This is a genomic window from Phycisphaerales bacterium, from assembly GCA_035627955.1.
Classification (GTDB): domain Bacteria; phylum Planctomycetota; class Phycisphaerae; order Phycisphaerales; family UBA1924; genus JAEYTB01.
Genome location: DASPKU010000006.1, coordinates 224,164 through 243,360 on the forward strand (window position 1 = coordinate 224,164; position 19,197 = coordinate 243,360).

19 protein-coding genes are annotated in these 19,197 nt (G+C 67.7%); 15 read left to right on the plus strand and 4 right to left on the minus strand.

Annotated elements, in window-relative coordinates; genetic code table 11:
* Positions 1–103: 103 nt before the first annotated feature.
* From VD997_05500 to rpsB, 3 genes are all read right to left on the minus strand, one after another.
* A complete protein-coding gene (locus tag VD997_05500) occupies positions 104–898 on the minus strand; it encodes a superoxide dismutase (GenBank protein ID HYE61430.1) in 795 nt (264 codons plus the stop codon).
* Between the two features lie 119 nt (positions 899–1,017).
* On the minus strand, positions 1,018–1,836 hold the full coding sequence (gene tsf, locus VD997_05505; protein ID HYE61431.1) for a translation elongation factor Ts: 819 nt from the start codon (positions 1,834–1,836) through the stop codon (positions 1,018–1,020).
* A gap of 85 nt (positions 1,837–1,921) precedes the next feature.
* Positions 1,922–2,758 (minus strand): 30S ribosomal protein S2, encoded by an 837-nt coding sequence (gene rpsB / locus VD997_05510; GenBank protein ID HYE61432.1) that lies wholly within the window; start codon positions 2,756–2,758, stop codon positions 1,922–1,924.
* Between the two features lie 419 nt (positions 2,759–3,177).
* On the opposite strand from rpsB, the gene VD997_05515 reads away from it, so the two are divergent.
* The 13 genes from VD997_05515 (at position 3,178) to VD997_05575 (ending at position 15,323) form a co-directional block, all read left to right on the plus strand.
* On the plus strand, positions 3,178–3,597 hold the full coding sequence (locus VD997_05515; GenBank protein HYE61433.1) for a hypothetical protein: 420 nt from the start codon (positions 3,178–3,180) through the stop codon (positions 3,595–3,597).
* A 15-nt stretch (positions 3,598–3,612) separates the two neighbouring features.
* Positions 3,613–5,286 (plus strand): GspE/PulE family protein, encoded by a 1,674-nt coding sequence (locus VD997_05520; GenBank protein ID HYE61434.1) that lies wholly within the window; start codon positions 3,613–3,615, stop codon positions 5,284–5,286.
* On the plus strand, positions 5,283–6,485 hold the full coding sequence (locus VD997_05525) for a type II secretion system F family protein (GenBank protein ID HYE61435.1): 1,203 nt from the start codon (positions 5,283–5,285) through the stop codon (positions 6,483–6,485). The genes VD997_05520 and VD997_05525 overlap by 4 nt, the downstream gene beginning before the upstream one ends.
* Before the next feature lie 100 nt (positions 6,486–6,585).
* Positions 6,586–7,068 carry a prepilin-type N-terminal cleavage/methylation domain-containing protein gene (locus tag VD997_05530; GenBank protein ID HYE61436.1) on the plus strand — a complete coding sequence of 161 codons (483 nt, stop codon included), beginning with the start codon at positions 6,586–6,588 and terminating at the stop codon, positions 7,066–7,068.
* 24 nt (positions 7,069–7,092) lie between these two features.
* Positions 7,093–7,623, plus strand: a complete 531-nt coding sequence (locus VD997_05535; GenBank protein ID HYE61437.1) for a prepilin-type N-terminal cleavage/methylation domain-containing protein — start codon at positions 7,093–7,095, stop codon at positions 7,621–7,623.
* Positions 7,624–7,628: 5 nt separating this feature from the next.
* The gene (locus tag VD997_05540) at positions 7,629–8,105 is read left to right on the plus strand and encodes a type II secretion system protein (protein ID HYE61438.1); all 477 of its coding nucleotides are present in this window, start codon (positions 7,629–7,631) and stop codon (positions 8,103–8,105) included.
* Positions 8,102–8,614: a type II secretion system protein gene (locus VD997_05545; GenBank protein ID HYE61439.1), complete on the plus strand. Its 513-nt coding sequence runs from the start codon at positions 8,102–8,104 to the stop codon at positions 8,612–8,614. Before VD997_05540 ends, VD997_05545 begins: the two co-directional genes overlap by 4 nt.
* Positions 8,611–8,976: a hypothetical protein gene (locus tag VD997_05550; protein ID HYE61440.1), complete on the plus strand. Its 366-nt coding sequence runs from the start codon at positions 8,611–8,613 to the stop codon at positions 8,974–8,976. The genes VD997_05545 and VD997_05550 overlap by 4 nt, the downstream gene beginning before the upstream one ends.
* Before the next feature lie 79 nt (positions 8,977–9,055).
* Positions 9,056–10,738, plus strand: a complete 1,683-nt coding sequence (locus VD997_05555; protein HYE61441.1) for a hypothetical protein — start codon at positions 9,056–9,058, stop codon at positions 10,736–10,738.
* Positions 10,735–11,397, plus strand: a complete 663-nt coding sequence (locus tag VD997_05560) for a hypothetical protein (protein ID HYE61442.1) — start codon at positions 10,735–10,737, stop codon at positions 11,395–11,397. Before VD997_05555 ends, VD997_05560 begins: the two co-directional genes overlap by 4 nt.
* The gene (locus tag VD997_05565; protein ID HYE61443.1) at positions 11,394–11,969 is read left to right on the plus strand and encodes a hypothetical protein; all 576 of its coding nucleotides are present in this window, start codon (positions 11,394–11,396) and stop codon (positions 11,967–11,969) included. Before VD997_05560 ends, VD997_05565 begins: the two co-directional genes overlap by 4 nt.
* A gap of 57 nt (positions 11,970–12,026) precedes the next feature.
* Positions 12,027–12,791, plus strand: a complete 765-nt coding sequence (locus VD997_05570) for a sigma-70 family RNA polymerase sigma factor (protein HYE61444.1) — start codon at positions 12,027–12,029, stop codon at positions 12,789–12,791.
* Between the two features lie 42 nt (positions 12,792–12,833).
* Positions 12,834–15,323: a hypothetical protein gene (locus VD997_05575; GenBank protein HYE61445.1), complete on the plus strand. Its 2,490-nt coding sequence runs from the start codon at positions 12,834–12,836 to the stop codon at positions 15,321–15,323.
* Here the strand turns inward: VD997_05575 and hydA are convergent.
* Positions 15,320–16,705, minus strand: a complete 1,386-nt coding sequence (gene hydA, locus VD997_05580; protein ID HYE61446.1) for a dihydropyrimidinase — start codon at positions 16,703–16,705, stop codon at positions 15,320–15,322. The two genes, VD997_05575 and hydA, sit on opposite strands and share 4 nt — an antisense overlap.
* 112 nt (positions 16,706–16,817) lie before the next feature.
* Here hydA and VD997_05585 point away from each other — a divergent pair, with 112 nt between their 5' ends.
* Together VD997_05585 and VD997_05590 are read left to right on the plus strand one after the other, a co-directional pair.
* Complete coding sequence (locus tag VD997_05585; GenBank protein ID HYE61447.1) at positions 16,818–17,558, plus strand: DNRLRE domain-containing protein; 741 nt, start codon at positions 16,818–16,820, stop codon at positions 17,556–17,558.
* A 132-nt stretch (positions 17,559–17,690) separates the two neighbouring features.
* Entirely contained in the window at positions 17,691–19,181 is a 1,491-nt protein-coding gene (locus VD997_05590; GenBank protein HYE61448.1) for a DUF1800 domain-containing protein, read from the plus strand.
* The last annotated feature ends 16 nt before the right edge of the window (positions 19,182–19,197 follow it).

Consider the following 19,197-nt stretch of genomic DNA (forward strand, 5'->3'; position numbering starts at 1 on the left):
TTGGCGGTTGAAGCCGGTGAAAGTGGTTGTGGCGGCTGGGTTTGCGCGTAAAAGGAAAACGCCCGCGACGCGGGCGTTGGCGGGAACGAACTGGTGGGAGTCCTCAGGCCATCGCCTGGTCGAACAGGCTGGCGGCGAAGCCCCAGTTCACCACGTTGAACCAGGCGTTGACGTAGTCGCTGCGGCGGTTCTGGTACTTGAGGTAGTAGGCGTGCTCCCAGACGTCCAGGCCCAAGATGGGTCGGGCGCCGGTCAGGAACATGTCCTGCTGCTTCTCCTCCTGGATGATGTGCAGCAGGCGGGAGTGGGGGTCGAGGATGAGCCAGGCCCAGCCGCCGCCCTCGACCTGGTTGGCCGCGGCCTTGAAGTGAGCGGTGAACTTGTCGAAGCCGCCGAAGGACTGGTTGATGGCTTCGGCAAGGCGTCCCTGAGGTTGACCGCCGCCGCCCTTGCCGGCGGGGGCCATCATGTTCCAGAACAGGGTGTGGTTGATGTGGCCGGAGCCGTGGAAGCTGAGCTCCCGGGACCAGTGCTTCACGAGCGCGGCGTCGCCGCCGTCGCGGATGGCGCGGAGCTCGCGGATGGCCTTGTTGAGGCCCGCGACGTACGCGGCGTGGTGCTTGCTGTGGTGCAGGCCCATGGTCATCGCGTCGATGTGAGGCTCGAGGGCCTCAGGGTCGTAGGGCAGCTGCGGGAGCGTGTACTCGCCCTTCTGCGCGTCGAAGCCGAGCTGCGCGGGCGTGAGGGGCTGCGGGCGGGTTGGCTGGTTGGAGGGCTCGGGGAGCGCCGCCGGGTAGGTGCTTTTAGTGGGCTGCCCGAATGCGGTGGTCGCGAGGGTGGCAGCGCCGATGGCGCCGAAGGCCGCCAGGGCGTCGCGCCGGTCGAGGGGAAGGTTCATCAAGTCCTCCAGTGGGTGCTCGGGCATGACTAGGAGGATCGGGCGCAAGCGAGGGATGAAATGAAAAAAGGGGCGGGCTGAAGCCCCGCCCCTGCGGAAGGTTGCGGCTCGAAATCAGATCAGGCCTGCTCGCCCACGGCCCAGCGGTAGAAGGCAACGATGCGGGCCTTGTCGCCCACGATGTCCTTGATCTTCTTCTCGGGGTTCATGACGAAGGGCTGCTCGAGGAGCGAGATCTCCTCGAAGAACTTGCGCATGCCGCCCTCGACCATCTTCTCGGCGATCTGCTGGGGCTTGCCCGACTCCATCGCCTGCTCGATGCGGAAGCGACGCTCCTTGTCCACGATGTGGGCGGGGATGTCGTTGGCGCTGATGCCCTGCGGGCGGGGGTGCGCGGCCGTGATGTGCATGCAAATCTGGCGGAGCGTCTCGTCGGAGATGCTGCCCTCGGCCTGCACGAGCACGCCGGTCTTGCCGTCGTGGTGGACGTAAGAACCGAAGGTGCCGCTGCCGGGGTCCTGGGTAAGCTTGTGAGCGCGAGCCACGGACGCGTTCTCACCGGTCGAGATGCGCAGCTCGTCGATGATCGCGGAGACCGACGCCGGCACCGGCGTGATCTCGCCGGACTTCTCGTTGATGCAGAGGTCGGCGATCTTCTGCACGGCGTTGACGAACTTCTCGTTCTTGGCCGTAAAGTCGGTTTCGGTGCGGACCTCGACGATGGTCGCGGCTTCCTTGGAGCGGCTGATGGCGATGCGGCCCTCGCCGGCGGCGCGGTCGAGCTTGGTCTCCATCTTGCCCTTGAGCTGCTTGCGGAGGAGCTCCTCGGCCTTCTCAACGTCGCCGTTGGCCTCGCCAAGGGCGGCCTTGCAGGCCATCATGGGCAGGCCGGTTTTGTTGCGAAGGTTCATCACGTCTTTTGCGTTGATCTCTGCCATGGCACGGTCTCCGCGGGCCCCTGCGTTGCAGGGGTTTGAAAGTCCAAGGGTGGACGGGTGAGCTGGGGGATTCTACGGGTAGAGCTTACTGAGCAGCGCCGACGGACTGAGCCCGGGTGCCGCCCTGGGCCTCGCCGCCCTCGTCGGAGCGGAACTGGGCCCGCCGGCTGCGGCGGGGCTGGTCGGACGCGGCCTCGGTGGGGGCCGTGCTGGAGCCGCCGCCCTGCTGGGCGAGCTCGCGCTGCTGGCGACCCTCGGCCACGGCGAGGCAGAGCTCGCGGATGACGACGTCGATGGAGCGCATGCTGTCGTCGTTGCCCGGGATCGGGATGTCAACGAGCTCGGGGTCGCCGTCGGTGTCGATCAGGCAGATGGTGGGGATGCCCAGCTTGCGGGCTTCCTTGAGTGCGGTGAGCTCGGACTTCACGTCCACGACAACGAGGGCGCCGGGGAGCTTGTCCATGTGGCGGATGCCCTCGAGGTTGCGTGCGATCTTCTTCTGCTCCCGCTTCAGCTGGCTCTCCATCTTCTTGGAGTAGCTGGCGAAGTTGTCGGCCTGCTGGATCGCCTCGAGCTCCTCAAGGCGCTTGAGGCGGAGGCGGATGGTGCGGAAGTTGGTCAGCGTGCCGCCGAGCCAGCGCTCGGTGACGTAGTGCATCTTGACGTCGGGCACGCGGGTCTCGAGGACGTTCTTAGCCTGGCGCTTGGTGCCAACGAAGCAGATGTCCTTGCCCTCGGCGACGGACTTGGCGATGTACTTCTTGGCGAGGAGGAGGCCCTTGATGGTCTCCTTGATGTCGATGATGTGGATGCCGTTGCGCTTGCCGTATATGTACGGGGCCATCTTCGGATTCCAGCCGCTGGCGCGCTGGCCGAAGTGGATGCCGGACTCGATGAGGTCTTGAACGAGAGTGTTTGCCATGGGACAGGTCCTTTGCAGCGGCACCGGCGGTCAGGATCGCGGGGCGGTGGGGGTATTCCCTCCGCCTCGTGACACGCACAAGGGCGCTTCATGGGGGCAGATGCCCCGGGTGTTGTGGCTGCGACCGGACCCGAACAGAAGGGCCTGACCGCCGAGGGCCCAGCCCCGATCCCGGGCTGGGTTGCCGGAAGTATAGAAAGCACTTTCCCCGGGACAAGAAAGTGGCTGGAAGGCGGCGCCCGACGGGCGGAAAGCCGGTTCCGGGCGGAGCTCCTGCCCCCGCGAGGGGTTATCGGCCGCCTTGGTGGGGGGGTGGACGCCGGCAAAGGGGTTTTCGGGCGGTAGCGTCTTAACCCGGGTCTCCGGGCGGCCGATCTGACCCAGCGGTCCATCGCGCAACCGCAGAGAGGTTCCCGGGCATGAACGACACCCAGAACATGGCACGTCAGTCGGTGCGGTACGACGTCTCGATCCGCGGGAGCGCGGCCGTGGCGGGCGAGCACCAGGACAACATCCGTTTCGGTGCGGGTGCGGGTGCGCGGGACGGCTGGGTGGACCTGGACATCGTGGACTTCAGCAGCAACGGCATCGGCATGATCTCGCCGGTGTTCATCCCCCGGAGGACGCTGCTGACGGTGCGGGCGTACTCGTACGGCGAGGAGCCGCGGGTCATCCTCGAGGTGCCGGTGCGAGTGCAGCGGGTGTGCATGACCGACCGCCGGCCGGCGTACCTGATCGGCACGGCCTTCGCCGATCCTGGTCCTGATGCGAGCAAGCAGGTTGCGGCGCTGCTGGCGCTGCTCGCGGACGACACACGCGCGGAGGGGGCGGCGGCCTAAGAGCCCCGGCAACACATGGACTCCAAGCACTTCATCGTGAGGACGCTCGTCGCGGACGGGCTGGTGACCGAGACGGACATCCGGCGGGCGGGCGAGGCGCCGCTCAAGCCCGGCGAGAACCTGCTGGATGCACTGGTGTCGCTGGGGGTGATCTCCTCGCGGAAGTTGGCGATCGCGAAGGCGAAGATCTGCGAGTACCCCTTCGTCGACCTCGCGCAGTTCGACATCAGCATCCAGAACATGAAGTACCTGCCCCGCGCGGTGGCGGAGCGCCTGGCGGCGTTCCCGCTGTTCGTGCTGGACGGTACCGCCACGGTGGCGATGCTGGACCCGCTGAACCTGCAGGCGATCGATCAGATCCGGCAGATCCTGAAGGCTGAGGTCGATCCGGTCATTGCTGACAGCGATCAGCTGCGGGCGCTGATCGCTCGAGCGTACAGCCTGGCGCAGGCGGAGAGCGGGTTTGTTTCGACGGCCGTGGTCAAGGAAGAGGCGCTGACGACCGGCGAGGAGCCGATCGTCGCGGCCGTCAACCAGATCGTCTCGGGCGCGGTGGACGCGGGGGCAAGCGACATCCACATCAACCCCGACGAGAACGAGTTGATCCTGCGGTACCGCGTGGACGGTGTGCTGCAGACGCAGCAGGGCCCCCCGAAGAGCTCGCACGTGAACATCGTTCAGCGGCTGAAGGTGCTCGCGAAGCTCGACCTGACGCAGACCCGCAAGCCGCAGGACGGCAAGTTCCGCTTTACGCACCGCAGCGGCGAGAACGTGGACATCCGTCTGAGCCTGATCCCCACGATCCATGGCGAGAACGTGGTCATGCGTCTGCTCCGCTCGGCGGGCAAGATCGGCCCGGTGTCGGGCCTGGGCATGCCCGCGGAGATGACGCGCTGGTACGAGGAGGCGATCGAGCGGCCGCACGGGATGATCCTGGTGACCGGGCCGACGGGGTCTGGCAAGACGACGACGCTCTACACCGCGCTCAACCACCTGAACTCACCCTCGCGCAACATCATCACCATCGAGGACCCGGTTGAGATCCGGCTGCCGCTGATCCGGCAGGTGCAGGCGAACGCGGAGGTGGGGCTCTCGTTCGCGGCGGCGCTGCGGAGCGTGCTGCGTCAGGACCCCGACATCGTGCTGGTGGGCGAGATCCGCGACCAGGAGACGGCGAAGATCGCGGTGCAGGCCGCGTTGACGGGTCACCTGGTGCTCTCGACGCTGCATACGAACGACGCGGTGGGGGCGCTGTCGCGCCTGAAGGACTTCGGGGTGCCGATGTTCGCGGTGAACAGCGCGCTGCTGTGCGTGATCGCGCAGCGGCTGGTGCGCAAGCTGTGCGAGCAGTGTGCGCAGGCGGAGAACGACCAGCGGATTCTGGCGATGGTTCCCGCGGCCCTGCGGCAGTCGCCGTTCAAGCGCGGCTGCGGGTGCGGCGCGTGCCGAAATACGGGGTACAAGGGGCGGCTGGGCGCTTTCGAGATGTTCCGCATGACGCCTCGGGTGATCAAGCTGGTGGAGCAGGAGGCGACCATCACTGAGATCCAGGCGGCGGCGATGCAGGATGGGATGAAGCTGATGTGGGATGACGGGCTGGCGAAGGCGGCCCGAGGTCTGACAAGCCTGAGCGAGGTGGCGAAGCTGCACGCGACGGGCGCAGAGCAGGAAGTGAGGATCGCGGCATGATCTCCTACGCGTACAAGGCCGTCAGCCAGTCGGGGACAAAGACCAAGGGCTACGTGAAGGGCGTGGACGAGCAGGACGCCCTGCGCCGCATCGGCGCCATGGGCCTGACGCCCGTGAAGGTCACCAAGGCGGTGCAGAGGAGCAAGGCCACCTTCTCGTGGCAGCAGGTGAAGCCCGCGGACATCGTGAACCTCACGCGCGAGCTCGCGGTGCTGGTGGAGGCCCGCGTGCCGATCGACCGCGGCATGGTGTCGATCGCGGAGGGCGACTGCAAGCCCGATATGCGGACGATGCTGCTGGACATGGCGGCAATGATCGAGTCGGGCCTGCCCATGACGCAGGCGCTCGAGAAGTACAAGCACGTGTTCGGCAGCGTGTTCATTGAGACGGTCCGCGCGGCGGAGAAGTCCGGCAGCATGGTGGAGGTGATGAACCACCTCGCCGAGCTGCTGGAGAAGCAGATGGAGACCAGCCAGCAGCTCAAGCGGGCGATGACCTACCCGGCCATCGTGCTGAGCGTGGTGTTCCTGGCGGTGACGGTCATCATCGTGTTCGTGGTGCCCAAGTTCGGCGCGATCTTCGAGAGCCAGGGCGCGGCCCTGCCGATCACCACGCGGGTGGTGCAGGCGCTGGGCGACTCGGTGCGGGCTTACTGGTGGGCGTACCTGGGCGCGATCATCGGCTTCTTCACGACGATTGTGCTCATGTGGAAGAACCCGGCGGGGCGGCTCAAGCTCGAGAACCTGCTGCTGCACATTCCCTATGTCCGGAAGATCATCCTGGCGGTGACGGCCGGGCGCTTCGCCCGCGTGCTGGGCATCGGCATGCAGTCGGGCCTGGACATGATCGAGGCGCTGCAGATGGGCGCCCGGGCGACTGGCCGGCCGGTGTTCATCAACGACTGCAACGCGATGGTGGACCAGCTCCGCCAGGGGCACGCTATTACGGATGTGCTGCGCGGCACCCGCTACCTGCCCAGCTTTGCCCGCCGCATGATCGGCGCCGGCAAGGACTCGGCGGACCTGGCCCGCTCGTGCGACGTGGTGGCGCGGTATTACGACCGCGAGTCCTCGCACCTCACCAAGAACGTCAACACCATCATCGAGCCCATCATGACGGTGGCGATGGCGGGCATCGTGCTGCTCGTCGCGCTCTCGGTGTTCCTGCCGATGTGGGGCATGGTGCGGCTGCAGAAGTGATACCGGCGGCACAGGCCGCAGTGGGCGCGGGCGTTCGGGCACGCCCGGGTGGCCCCGAGGCGGGAAGTTACCGATGGGGAGCAGTATGAGCACCGTACCGATGAGCACACGACCGTTCGGCCTGCGACGCGCGTTCTCCATGCTGGAGATCATGGTGGTGGTGCTGATCGTGGGCGTCCTCGCGGCGGTGGTGGTGCCGCGGTTCGGCGGCGTGACCGATGATGCCAAGAGCGGGGCGACCGAGGGTGCGCTCGGTGGCGTGCGCTCGGGGATCGCGGCCTTCCGCAGCAAGGCGATGCTCTCGGGCACCTCGCCCTTCCCGACGCTGACGGAGCTGAACACCCTTGGCACCGTGCTCCAGACCGCCATGCCTAAGAACCCGTACAACGGGCTGTCGAATGTGCAGGCGGTGACGCAGGCGCAGGCCGCGGCCCGTACGGTGGTGAACGGCACGACGGTGGGGTGGAACTATTACGTGGACAACGCGGCCAGCCCGCCCACGGCGATTTTCTACTGCAACAGCTCGACCGCGACCACCGTCTCGAATGGCGCGGGCGGGTTCAAGACGGCCAACCAGCTCTAAGGACTCGGAACGGGCACGAAGATCATGCGTAGCGCACGACGTCAACGCCGCGGGTTTACGCTCCTGGAGATGGGGGTGGTCATCGTTGTCATCGCGGTGGTGTCGGTGACGGTCGTGCCTGCGTGGAACAGCTTGACGGGGACGCGTCAGGCCGCCGCGGCGGAGGAGGTTGAGCGCCGGCTGATTTCGGCGCGGTCGCTGGCAGTGTCCGAGGGCCACCCGGTGGGTGTGCGGATTGACCCTTCGGCCGATACGGTGCAGTACTACACGATCGCGTCCTTTGGCGCGGCCCCGGCGGTGATGAACATGATCGATGGGCAGCCAGATCCGGTCATGTACCTGGGCAAGACGTACCCCGCGGCCGACATCACCTCCTTTACCGGGGGTGCGGGCACCGGCGGGGCGCAGGTCCTGTGGTTCGGTTTCGATGGGACGCCCGAGCTGCGGACCGCGGCCGGGGCGCTTATTGGCGGGTGGACCAACGACGCGCTGATCGGGTTCGCGGGCGGGTCGACCATCACGGTGCGCAAGGGCACGGGGATGGTGGTGCGATGAGACACATGCGTGGAACATCGCGGCGTGGCTTCACGCTCATTGAGGCGGTGGTCGTTGTGCTGGCGCTGTCGATCTCGCTGCCGACCACGCTCATCTGGCTGGGTGAGGCCAACCAGCGGCGGGCCGACAGCGTGAACACGACGAGGGCGACGGCGCTGGGGACGCTGGTAATGGAGCAGGTGCTGGCGGATGTCTCGAGCAAGAGCGCGGGGCTGGGCTTTTCCGCCCTGGCGAACTCGGCGACGTACCTCAACACAGCGACGACGGGGCTGGTGGCGCGGCTCTCGTCCATCACGAGCCTGTACACGGGCATGGGGATCAACTACGGCGTGACGATCGGCGGACTGGTGGACAAGTCGGGCGCCGCGACGGGGGTGACCTCTCAGGACCTCTTCCGCAGCGTGACCGTCACCGTAACATTCACTGGTTCCGACGGCTCGGCCCGGACCCTGTCCCTGCAATCCATGGTGACGTCGCTATGAGGCACGCTCGTTCCAACCTGGTGCGGCGGGCCTTCACGCTGGTAGAGGTCACGATGACGGTGCTGATCCTGGGGATCATCAGCGCCAGCGTGGTGCCGATCGTGTTCACCGCGGGCGATGCCTACGTGCAGGCCGCGAATGTGCGGCGCACGGCGGAGAAGGCTGCGTACGCGATGGAGCGTGTGGTGCGGACGTTGCGGGACTCTCCCGAGGGTGCTGTTCGCGGCACACTGGACCTGAGCATCGCGTCGCCCTCGCAGGTGCGGTTCGGGTCGGGCAAGGGCATCGAGCTCACAGGGACCACGCTGTACGAGCGGGCGACGGACGGGACGCTCTCGCCACTGTGCGACCAGGTGAGCAGCTTCGTGGTGGAGTACCTGGCCAGCGACGGCGTCACCAGCACGAGCGCGACGCCGAGCACGACCCAGCGGTACAACATCACGATTGTTTGCAACGGGTTCGAGCTGCGGTCTTCCGCGTTCGCCAGAGTGAGGGTGGTGGACCCATGATGAGCGTGAAACGCAAGCGGCTGCGGAGGGGATGCGGCATCGCCGCGGTGGTGATCATGCTCGCGGCGATCAATCTGGCGGTGATCGGCAGCGTGAACGCCTCGGGCACCGAGGCGCAAACTGGAGCGCTGCGGGCGGAGACCGCTCGGGCGTTTTACGCCGCCGAGAGCGGGGGGCGGATCATCATCAAGTGCAACAACCAGGGGCTCGCTCTACCGGCGGTCAACTCCACGTTGACGATGGGGCAGGCGACCGTGACGTACGTGTCGCTACCCGCCGCCAACTCGCCGGGAGACGCCGTGGTCCGCGGGGCCGACGGCACGACCACTCGCCGCCTGAAGATCACCCTTTCGGCGCCCTGACCCGCCGGATTTCACCAAAGTCGCGCTCACGCCCGGCCGATGCAGAGCAAGGTCCAGTCACTCTTGCAAAGGGGTCCCCGTGTTCGGACGAGACCAGATTCTGATCGGACTTTCCCCCACGTGCCTGCGCGTGGCGACGCTCAAGGGCGGGCGCCTGCAGAAGGTCGTGGCCTTGCCGCTTGACGCGACTGCCTGGGAGCAGACGTGGGAGAACGGGCTCAGCGGCTTGGACGACAAGCTTGCGACCGCGATCAAGGAGCTGGGCGTTGCCCGACGCTCCGCCGCGCGGGTGGTGTACTACAGCCGCAAGGCGACGGCCGAGGTGTACAGCCCGCCGGTGCGCGGGGCCGCGGCATTCAGCGCGGCGCAGTTTTCCCTGAATGAATCACTGCCGAGCCACGGCGAGCCGTGGCCGACGTCGCTGCACCCCCTTGAGTCCGACCCTGCGTCGGCAGCGAACCCCAAGGTGCACATTCTGGGCATGGCGGATGCGCCCGCAGACACCGAGGCCATTGCGAACTGGGTGCGGCGTGCCGGCCTGACTATTCGTGACTTCATCCCGGCGAAGGCGGCGGCCCTCAAGCACGCGGTGCGGGTCGCTTCTTCACTGCCCCCGAGCGGCACGCACGCGGTGCTGTGGGTGGCGGACCACGCGACGGTGCTTGCGGGGTGGAGCGAGGGGCGGCTGATCTTCGCACGCTCGCTGGACTTTGGATTCCACATGCTGGCGGACGCGGTGATGCGCGGGTCGAGGATCGCTGACCGGCGCGGCATCTCGCAGCCGATGGCGTACGCAACTCTCTTTCAGGCGGGTGTCCCGCAGCGGGGCGTGCCGGTCACACCGACGGAGGCGGGCGTCGTCATGGACGGCGTGATCCCGCTCATGCAGCCGGTGTTCCAGCGGTACGCGATCGAGACGCGCCAGACTCTACGGTTCAGCGTTCCTGAGTCGGAGCAGGCCCGCCTCAAGATCACACTGGCCGGCCCCGGGGCGAGCGTCCCGGGGTTCGCGCAGGCCCTCGAAGCCCAGTTCGATACGGGCATCGAGGTGCACCTGGAGGACCACGGCGACCAGGTCCCCGCGCAGGATGCGGGAGAACTCGGTGGCTTCGGGCACTACGCGGCGGTGACGGGCGTGGTCTCGCCCACTGAGTTCGTGAACCGGATGAACGGGCGCCTCTACGCCGGCGTGCGGCTCGGCGGCGTGATCGCGGCGATGGCGCTGCTGGCGCACGCGGGCTGGACGTACGCGCAGACGTCACGCACCCGGCGTCAGATCGACAGCCTCCAGGAGCGGGTCGAAGCGATGTCGGCCCACGAACTGCAGGTCGCGCGTGCGCAGCAGCTCTCGACCGACCTCGCGGCCGCCACGCAGAGCATCAAGGACACCATCGGCGACCGGCCGCGGTGGATCGCAGGGCTTGCACTGGTCTCGCGTGATTGCGGCGATGTCATCGAGCTCAACCATATCGCCGGCACCTACGGCACCGATAAGGAGCGCAGCCCCATCCTGACGCTCAGCGGCACGGCCTACCCGGGGAACGGGAAGGACTCACTCACGGAGTTCGTCACACGCCTGTCCAAGAGCCCGGTGGTGGCGGGTGTCAAGATCGTGTCGACCCACGCCTCAGAGATCTCGGGTGTCGAGGCGAAGACGTTCATCGTGAGCGTTCAGCTGCGGGGGATCACGGCCGACGTGGGTCTTGCCGGAGTGCTGGACGCGAAACCGGCCGGCCTGGCCAGCGTGGAGGAGCAGCCATGAAGAAGCAGGAATCACAGGCTGGTATGCACGGGGCGCCCGGGCGTCCCCAGTTCATGGCCGCTTTCATGGTGTGCGTGGGCGTGTGCGCCGGGTGGTACCTGGCGGTGCGACCGCTGGAGCAGAGGTTCCGCGACACCAAGGCTGAGCTGGGCGCGATCCACGCGCAGCTCGCGCTGTTTGATGAGATGATCGACACGGAGGCCCCGCTGGAAGTGGTGATCGAGGCCCTGAGCGCCAAGGGTCGCCGCACCAACCAGGCTACGGCGCTCAGCGGCAACGCCACGCGCCTGTACGACGCGGTGCACGACCTCGCCAAGACGCACTCGGTGAAGCTCGCGCGCATCGAGCCGAGCACGGGTCGCGGGGCCAACCAGGCGCCGGTCAACGGCAAGGCCCTCAAAGGCACGGAAGTGTTCGGCTACAGCATCGAGGTGAGCGGTACGTACGAGTCGGTGTGCCGCTTTGTGGATGCGTGCGAGCAGAACCTTGGTGTCTCCAAGGTCGGCAGCTTCCACCTCTCGCCCCAGACCGTCGGCAGCACCGCGCGGGACCCCGTCGTGACGGGTGTCATCGAAACGACGCACCTGAAGCTGCAGATCCCCAACGTGGACACCCGCAAGACGGCCCACGTGAACGTTTCCGAGGAGAAGGGCTCATGAGGTTCGAGACGCTGACCGTCGGAACGACCAAGCTCCCGTGGCCGCTGGTGGCCGCGGCATTGGCGGTGATGCCGCTCCTGGGCGTTGCGGGCGTGCGGATGCTCAAGCGTGCGCCGTCCTCGGCTTTCGGGCAGGAGACGCCCACAGTAACGCCCTTCAAGCCTGCGCCCGAGACCACGCCGACGGCCAATGCGGTGGCGCTGGTCAGCCAGTTCAACGCCGAGGCTTCGCGGGGTTTCGGCCCTTCGCCGATGCTCAACCGGGCGCCTCCGCCCCCGGTGCAGCCAAAGGTCCCAGACCCGGAGGTCAAGCCGCGCGTGGTCGATGAGCCTCCGGTGCGCGTCTCCACACCTCAGCAGGCGACGCCGCCGGAGCTCCAGATCACCTCCATCATGGCGACGAACAAGGGTTCCGTCGCGGTGATCAACGGCAAGCTGCGCCGCGTGGGCGACGCCGTCGGGAATGGGTACAAGATCGCCGCCATCAACGCGGGCACCGGCGAGGTTGAGATCGTCGGGGCCGCTGGTGACAAGGTCATGTTCCAGTTCAAGAAGCGCGTCAGCGAGGAGTAGGCTCCGGACTGGACCGGGGAACGCGTCGGGCAAGGGTGTGATACCCTTGGATCGACGATGCTCACCCCCATGACCACAGGCTTTATCGGGCGCTTGCGGGCCAATGACCAGGCCGCGTGGTTTGAGCTTTGGGAGACGTTCGGGCCGGTAGTCCGCGCCCAACTGACCAAGTGGGGGAAAGGGCGGATCGGTTCTGAAACCGTCCGCGACCTTTCCCAAGAAACACTTGCGGCCCTCAGCGAGTCCATCGACCGCTACGACCCTGCGCGCGGGGCGAGGTTCTCGACCTGGCTCCTGGCGATCGCTAAGCACGTCCTGGGGGACGAGCTCGACCGTCGTCTCGCCCAGAAGCGCGGCGGCAACAGGAAGGCAACCGAGCTCGACGAGAGCTGGATGGCCGCGTGCGCCGGGCAGTCGGTGGATGAGCAGTACGAGGCCGCGGTGTTCCGCAGCAAAGTGGAGGCGGCGATCCGGCTGGTGGAGAAGGAAGCCGACTTCACCGACTTCTCCATCTACTCCATGCGGGTGTTGGAGAACAAACCCGGCAAGGAGGTCGCGGCGTCGCTGGGCATCAGCGAGCCCACCGTCAGCCGCCGGCTGGCCCGCGTGCGCGACATGCTCCGGCAGCGGCTGGGCGAGGTGATCGCGATTTACAGCTTCACCCGCGAGGAGATGGACGAGGCGGCGCGAAACGGCCTTGTCCTGTCCCCCAAGAACGATCCTGCCCCCTCCGACGATGTCCTCTTCGACGAGGCCATTTCGGAGATCTACCACCGCCAGATGGAGCTGCGCCGGCAGGACCAGGCCCAGCGCCTGGCGTAGCGGGGCGGGAAGGACCGCCTCGCCCGCGGTCGGAGGTTGGCGATGGGATCCACGTTGCTGATGGTGCTCGGCGTGCTCGCGGCCGTCACGGTCGGGGCGGTCGTGTTCGTCATGCTGCTCATCCCCTTCTTCAAGGGCGTGGGCTGGGTGCTGTCGCGGCTGTTCACCTTTATCACCAGCGAAATCGGCGATGTGTTCCGCTTTGTCGGGGCCGTGCTGCTGGCGGTGCTCTATGTGCCGGCGGTGGTGGGGAGCGTGCTCATCGGGAAGTGGTCGGCCGCGCGTCACTTCGGTCGGGCGTTCCAGGGTGAGCTGGGGCAGGCGGGCGCGTGCGTGTACAGGTTGATTGTGGGCAATCCCGTGCGGCTGTTCGGGCTGGGCGGGCTGACGGAGGGCATCGAGCGGCGGCTGCCGGAGGTTGTGCGGGCGGTGCCCGGGACCGAGGGCACCGCGGCTGGCGGTGGCGCAGCCGCGCCGCGCACAGGCCAGTTCGATGGATATCGCATCGTGGGCACCCTCGCGGGTGGCGGGTCGGGGGCGAAGCTGTACATCGCAACGCCCGAGCCGGAGAAGCGGGCGGCGTTCGTGCGCGAGGGGCTGCACGATGTGGCCCAGGTGGTGATCAAGTCGTTCTCGCTCTCCGACGGCAGCAGCCTGCCGCAGATCGTCCGTGAGAGCCGCTCCCTGGACGCCGCCAAGCGGATGGGCCTGATTCTCGACCACGAGCTGAGCCAGCACCGCTTCTACTACGTGATGCGGTACGTGCCCGGCGAGTCGCTGAGCATGGTGACGCGCCGGCTGCACGCCGCGAGCCCGCCCGAAGGGCTAGCCGAGCCGCAGCTGCGGCTCGCGATCGGCTATGCGTGCGACCTGATGGAGACGCTCTCGGAGTACCACCGCGGCGGCCTCTGGCACAAGGATGTCAAGCCCGACAACATCATCGTGGATGCCGGGCCCAACCCGCGGGCGCACCTGGTGGACTTCGGGCTGGTGTCATCGCTGCGATCGGCGATGACGCTGACCACCCACGGTACCGAGTACTTCCGCGATCCCGAGCTCGTGCGGCAGGCCCTCAAGGGCGTGAAGGTGCACGAAGTTGACGGCACCCGGTTCGACATCTACGCCGCGGGGGCCGTGGTGTACTCGATGCTGGAGGACTCATTCCCCGCGCACGGCGTGCTCTCGGCCGTTTCGAAGCGCTGCCCGGACGCGGTGAAGTGGATCATCCGGCGGGCCATGACGGATTACGACAAGCGGTACACCTCGGCCGAGATGATGCTGGCGGATCTTCGCGCGGTTGTGCGGGCTGCCGATCCGTTTGAGGTGAAGCCGGTGGATCTGCCCAGCATGTCGGGGAGCCCAACACCGGTTGCGACGCCCGCGGCCGCGGTGGTCGCGGGTGTGGGGGCGGTGGCGGCGGCAGGAATGGCGGCCGCGGGCGTTGCCCCCGCAGCGGCGGCCGCGCCGATCGCGGGTGCGGCGGCAGTGGGCGCTCCGCTCGGGGCAGCGGCGATGGCAGGCGCCGCCGGCCTCGCGGGGGCTGCTGCGGAGGTCGTGCGTCGCGCTCCGCGCCTGCGGATGGTGAACTGGTGGAGCGGGCGGGCGGAGGTAGACCCCGCGGCCGCTCCGCGCGCGCACGAGCCGGTGTACGGGCAGCCGCCTTCGGATGTCGCGGTCCGGGCCGGCGAGATTGCGGAGAAGTCCGTACGCGAGGCGCGACGGGTCGTCGGCAGCGCGTGGGCTGGTGTGCAGGCGGGGCTTGGCCGCGCGCGGCACGCACCCGAGAACCCGGGCCGCCCGTGGGTGCCGCCGGCAGGTCCGCGGAAGCCGGCGCGCGAGCAGTTGGCATCTGCCCGCGCGCGCATGGAGGCCGCGCGCCAGCGGGCCCACACACGAACAGGCGCGGCGGGCGAACTGCGCTCGTCGGGCATGAAGGGTGTGCTGGGTGCTGTGGCGGTGTTCCTGGTGGGCGTCGCGTTCGTGATTTCGATGGCCAACCGCGGTGGCGGGAGTGCGCAGGTTGAGCAGCCGGCGCCCACTGGCGTGTTTGTCAATGGCGTGGAGGTGGAGCGCGATGAGTTCATTCCCGCGGAGAAGCTGTCAGTTCCGATGGGGCTGCGCGTGCTGATGATTAATGACATCCGCCGGCCGTGGACGCCGGAGGTGTCGGAGTCGATCGAGGACCTCGTCGCCTCGATGCTGCACACGGGCGTGACGCCAATGGGCGAGGTGCCCAACCCCGAGGAGCGGAGCGGGGAGGTTGACGCCGCGGCTAAGGCGCGGCTGGTGCTCGACAGCGAGCAGGTCCCGGTGGACTCCAGTCAGGCTCCGGAGCGGTTCCGCGACTGGTTCGCGAGCGAGGGCTCGGGCGTGGACGCGGTGCTGTGGATCGCGCCGGCGGTCGAGGGCGCGGGCGGCCACCCGCGTGCGTTTGTGTTCACCCCGCACAGCGGCGACAACCTGCGGACGCGAGCGATTGTCTCGTCGCTCGAGCCGATCGCGCCCCGTCCCCCGGACGATGAGCGGCGCTAAGCCTCGTCGGTGTGGCGCGGCACCATCCGCCCGTGCCCCAGGCGGCCGACGAACTTGCCGTCGCGGGCCATGACCGATCCGCGGACCGTTACGACGCTGGGGCGGCCCTTGATCTCCCACCCTTCGAACGCGCTGTAGTCGGTCGCCATGTGGTGGGTCTTGGCAGAGATCGTGCCGCGGTAGCCGGGGTCGTAGACGACCAGGTCCGCATCCGCTCCCACTGCGATTGTGCCCTTGCCCTCCAGATTGAACAGGCGGGCCGCCTGGGTGCTGGCGGCTTCAACAAACGTGTGCAGGTCGATACGGCCGGTGCACACGCCGTGCGTGTAGAGCAGGTTCACGCGGTCCTCAACCGAGGGGATGCCGTTGGGAATCTTCGTGAACGCGTCCCGTCCCATCGTCTTCTGGGTCTCGAAGTCGAAGGGCGCGTGGTCGGTGGCGACCGTCGAAATGGTCCGGGAACGAAGGTGACCCCACATGGGCGAGAGCTGGGACTGATCGCGCAGGGGTGGTGACATGACGTACTTCGCCCCCTCGAAGCCGTCGCGCATGGTGTACGAGCGGTCGAGCACCAGGTGCGGCAGAACGACCTCGATGTTGGCGCGGACGCCGCGGGCGACGGCGCGCTGGGCCTCCTCGACAGCCTCGACGCAGGAGGTGTGCACGACGTACACGCGCGCGCCCGTCAGCTCGGCGAAGGTCATCAGGTGGTGCACGCCCTCGGCCTCCACGCGCACCGGGCGCGAGGGCTCGTGGAAGTGGGGGGCCGTGTGGCCCTCGGCGAGCAGCTCGGCCTGCCGCTCGGCCACGATGGTCTCGTTCTCGCAGTGTGCGGTGACGACGACGCCTAGCTCGCTGGCGAGCTTGAGGGTGTGGTACAGCTCGCGGTCATCGACCCCGAGGGCGCCCTTGTACGCGAGGAACACCTTAAACGAGGTCACGCCGCGGCGGACGATCTCGCGCAGCTGCTTCTCAGCAAGGTCGTCGTAGCGGGTGACGCCCATATGGAAGGTGTAGTCGCAGGGCGCGACGCCCTGGACCTTGCTCAGCCACGTCTCGAACGCAACCATGGGCTCGTCGGCCTTGCCTGGGCAGATCATCTCGATCAGCGTGGTGGTGCCGCCGACGATGGCCGCGCGCCCGGCGGTCTCCCACGTGTCCTTTGCGTACGTGCCCATGAAGGGCAGGTACACGTGCACGTGCGGGTCGATGAACCCAGGGAAGACGTACTTGCCCGCGGCGTCGATGACCTCGGCCCCCGGGGTCGACCTCGGGTCGATCGACCGCTCAATGCGGGTGATGGTGTCGGCCTCGCAGTAGATGTCCGCCGTGTAGTCGTCGGTGGCGGTGATGATGCGCCCGTTCCTGATCAGCAGGGCCATGGGTCTCTCCGGGGGTGAGGGCAGAATGCTACCGCGCGCCTGGGCGTCGCCGACAGCATCAATCTCGGACTTTGGTTGCCCCGCCCGCGATCAGCGGTTCTGTTCAGGGGTGATGCGGCTCATCCCCGTTGTGTCCTGTATTGGCCTGCTCGCGAGCACCGGCGTCGCCCAGACCTCGGTCATGCTCGAGCCCTTGCGCGACACCTCTATTTTCGAGGCGGACCTCGGCGGCATCAGCAATGGCGCGGGCCAGTACCTGTTCACCGGCGTCACTGCCATGAGCATCAAGCGGCGGGCGATGATCTCGTTCGACCTGTCGAGCATCCCCGCGGATGCGGTGATCACCGACGTTATCCTCACCATGCACATGTCGCGAACGGTGTCCACCGGCACGCCGGTGGGCCTGCACGCGATGTCGCGCAACTGGGGCGAGGCGGGCTCCGATGCACCGGGCGAGGAGGGCGGTGGGGCCCCTGCAGAGGATGGCGACGCTACCTGGACGCACGCGTTCCACACACGCACCGCGTGGACCAGCTTCGGCGGCGACTTCGAGGAGCCGCCGAGCGCAATGTCGATCGTTGCGGGGATCGGGTTCTACCAGTGGTCTTCGCCGGAGCTGATTGCGGATGTGCAGTCGTGGCTCGAGGACTCTCCGAGCAACTTCGGCTGGATGATTCTGGGCGATGAGTCCCCCGGCGTGACCGCCACCGCCAAGCGCTTCGACAGCCGCGAGCACCCGGACCCTGCGCTGCGTCCCTCGCTGAGCGTCTCGTACATCGTGCCGACGCCTGGCACGCTCTCGATCATCGGCGTCGGGGCGCTGGTGCTCCGTCGCCGGGGCAGAAAGCCCTAATCCATCCCAACCGTGTGAAAATGGGCGCTTGGTCCTCGGTTTCCCGGTATGCTGGCCCTTGGCCCCGCTCGCCCGGGGCGTTCGCGCGGCCCTCAGCAGAAGGGGTGTGACGTGACAGCAGACTCTCCCTCTTTGTCCACCCCTTCGCGCCCGCTCTCGCGTCGCGGCCTGATCTCGGGAGCCGGGGCCTTCGCAGCGGTATGGGGCGCCGCCCGCACGGTCCTCGCACAGCCGCCGGTGGAAGCCTCGGCCGACGTCGATCCCGGGAGCCTTCTCACCAAGCTGGTGCGTCGCGTGACCTACGGGCCAACGGCCTCTGAGCTCGCCCTGGCCGCGCAGCTGGGGTACCACGGCTACCTCGACTATCAGCTTAACTACACCGCCATCGATGACTCGGCGTGCGAGGCGCGGCTGTCCTCGCTCGCCACGCTGACGATGACCCAGCAGGAGCAGTACACCCAGACCGGCGGGGCCACGCTGCTCAGCAACGAGCTGACCGAGGCGACCATCCTGCGGGCGATCTTCAGCCAGCGGCAGCTCTACCAGCGCATGGTCGAGTTCTGGACCGACCACTTCAACATTGCGATCAACAGCGAGCCGGCGAACATGCTCAAGAGCATGGACGACCGCAACGTGATCCGTGTGCACGCGCTGGGCAACTTCGGCGACCTGCTGCGGGCCAGCGCCCACAGCCCGGCGATGCTGACGTACCTCGATAACTACCTGAGCACCGCTACAAACGTCAACGAGAACTACGGGCGCGAGATCCTCGAGCTGCACACCATGGGGGCGGACAACGGCTACACCCAGGCGGACGTGCTCGATGTGTCGCGCTGCTTCAGCGGCTGGGGGTACGACTCGGTTGCGACGTCCCCGACGCGCGGCGCCTTCCGCTACAGCAGCACGCGCCACTACAACGGCGCCAAGACCATCTTCGCCGGGACGCCTTACCAGCTGAACATCGCCGCGGGCGGCGGGCAGACCGACGGCGACCGCGTGCTCAATGCCCTCATCGCCCACCCCAGCACCGCCCGCTACATCTCGCTCAAGATGGCCCGTTGGCTGCTCCGCGAAGACCCCAGCCCGTCGCTCGTCGACCGGGTGGCAGCCGTCTACACATCCACGGGCGGCGACATCAAGTCGATGATCCGCGAGATCCTCAAGCCCAACAACCTGGCCTCGGCGCCGCCCAAGTACAAACGGCCGTTCCACCTGATGGTTTCCGCGCTGCGGGCCCTGCCCTCGAACGTGACCGCGACGAGCGGTCTGCGTGGGCAGCTGACCTCGTGCGGCCACCGCCCGTTTTACTGGGAAACCCCCGATGGGTACCCCGACACCGCGATGTACTGGCAGGGTCTGATCCTGCCGCGGTGGAACTTCGGGGCCTCGCTGCTCAACGCCAACATCTCAGGATGCACCGTCGACTACCCGGCGTTCTTCAGCGGACTGACCACCGCCGGCCCCATGCTCAACAAGATCGAGGCCGAGCTGTTCGCGGGCGAGATGCCCGCCAGCGAGAAGGCCCGCCTCAACACCTACCTCGGCGCCGGCACCATCAGCTCGACCAAGACCAAAGAAGTGCTCGGCGTGGCGATCGCGGCCCCCAGCTTCCAGTGGTACTAGCCCCCAAGGAGCACTC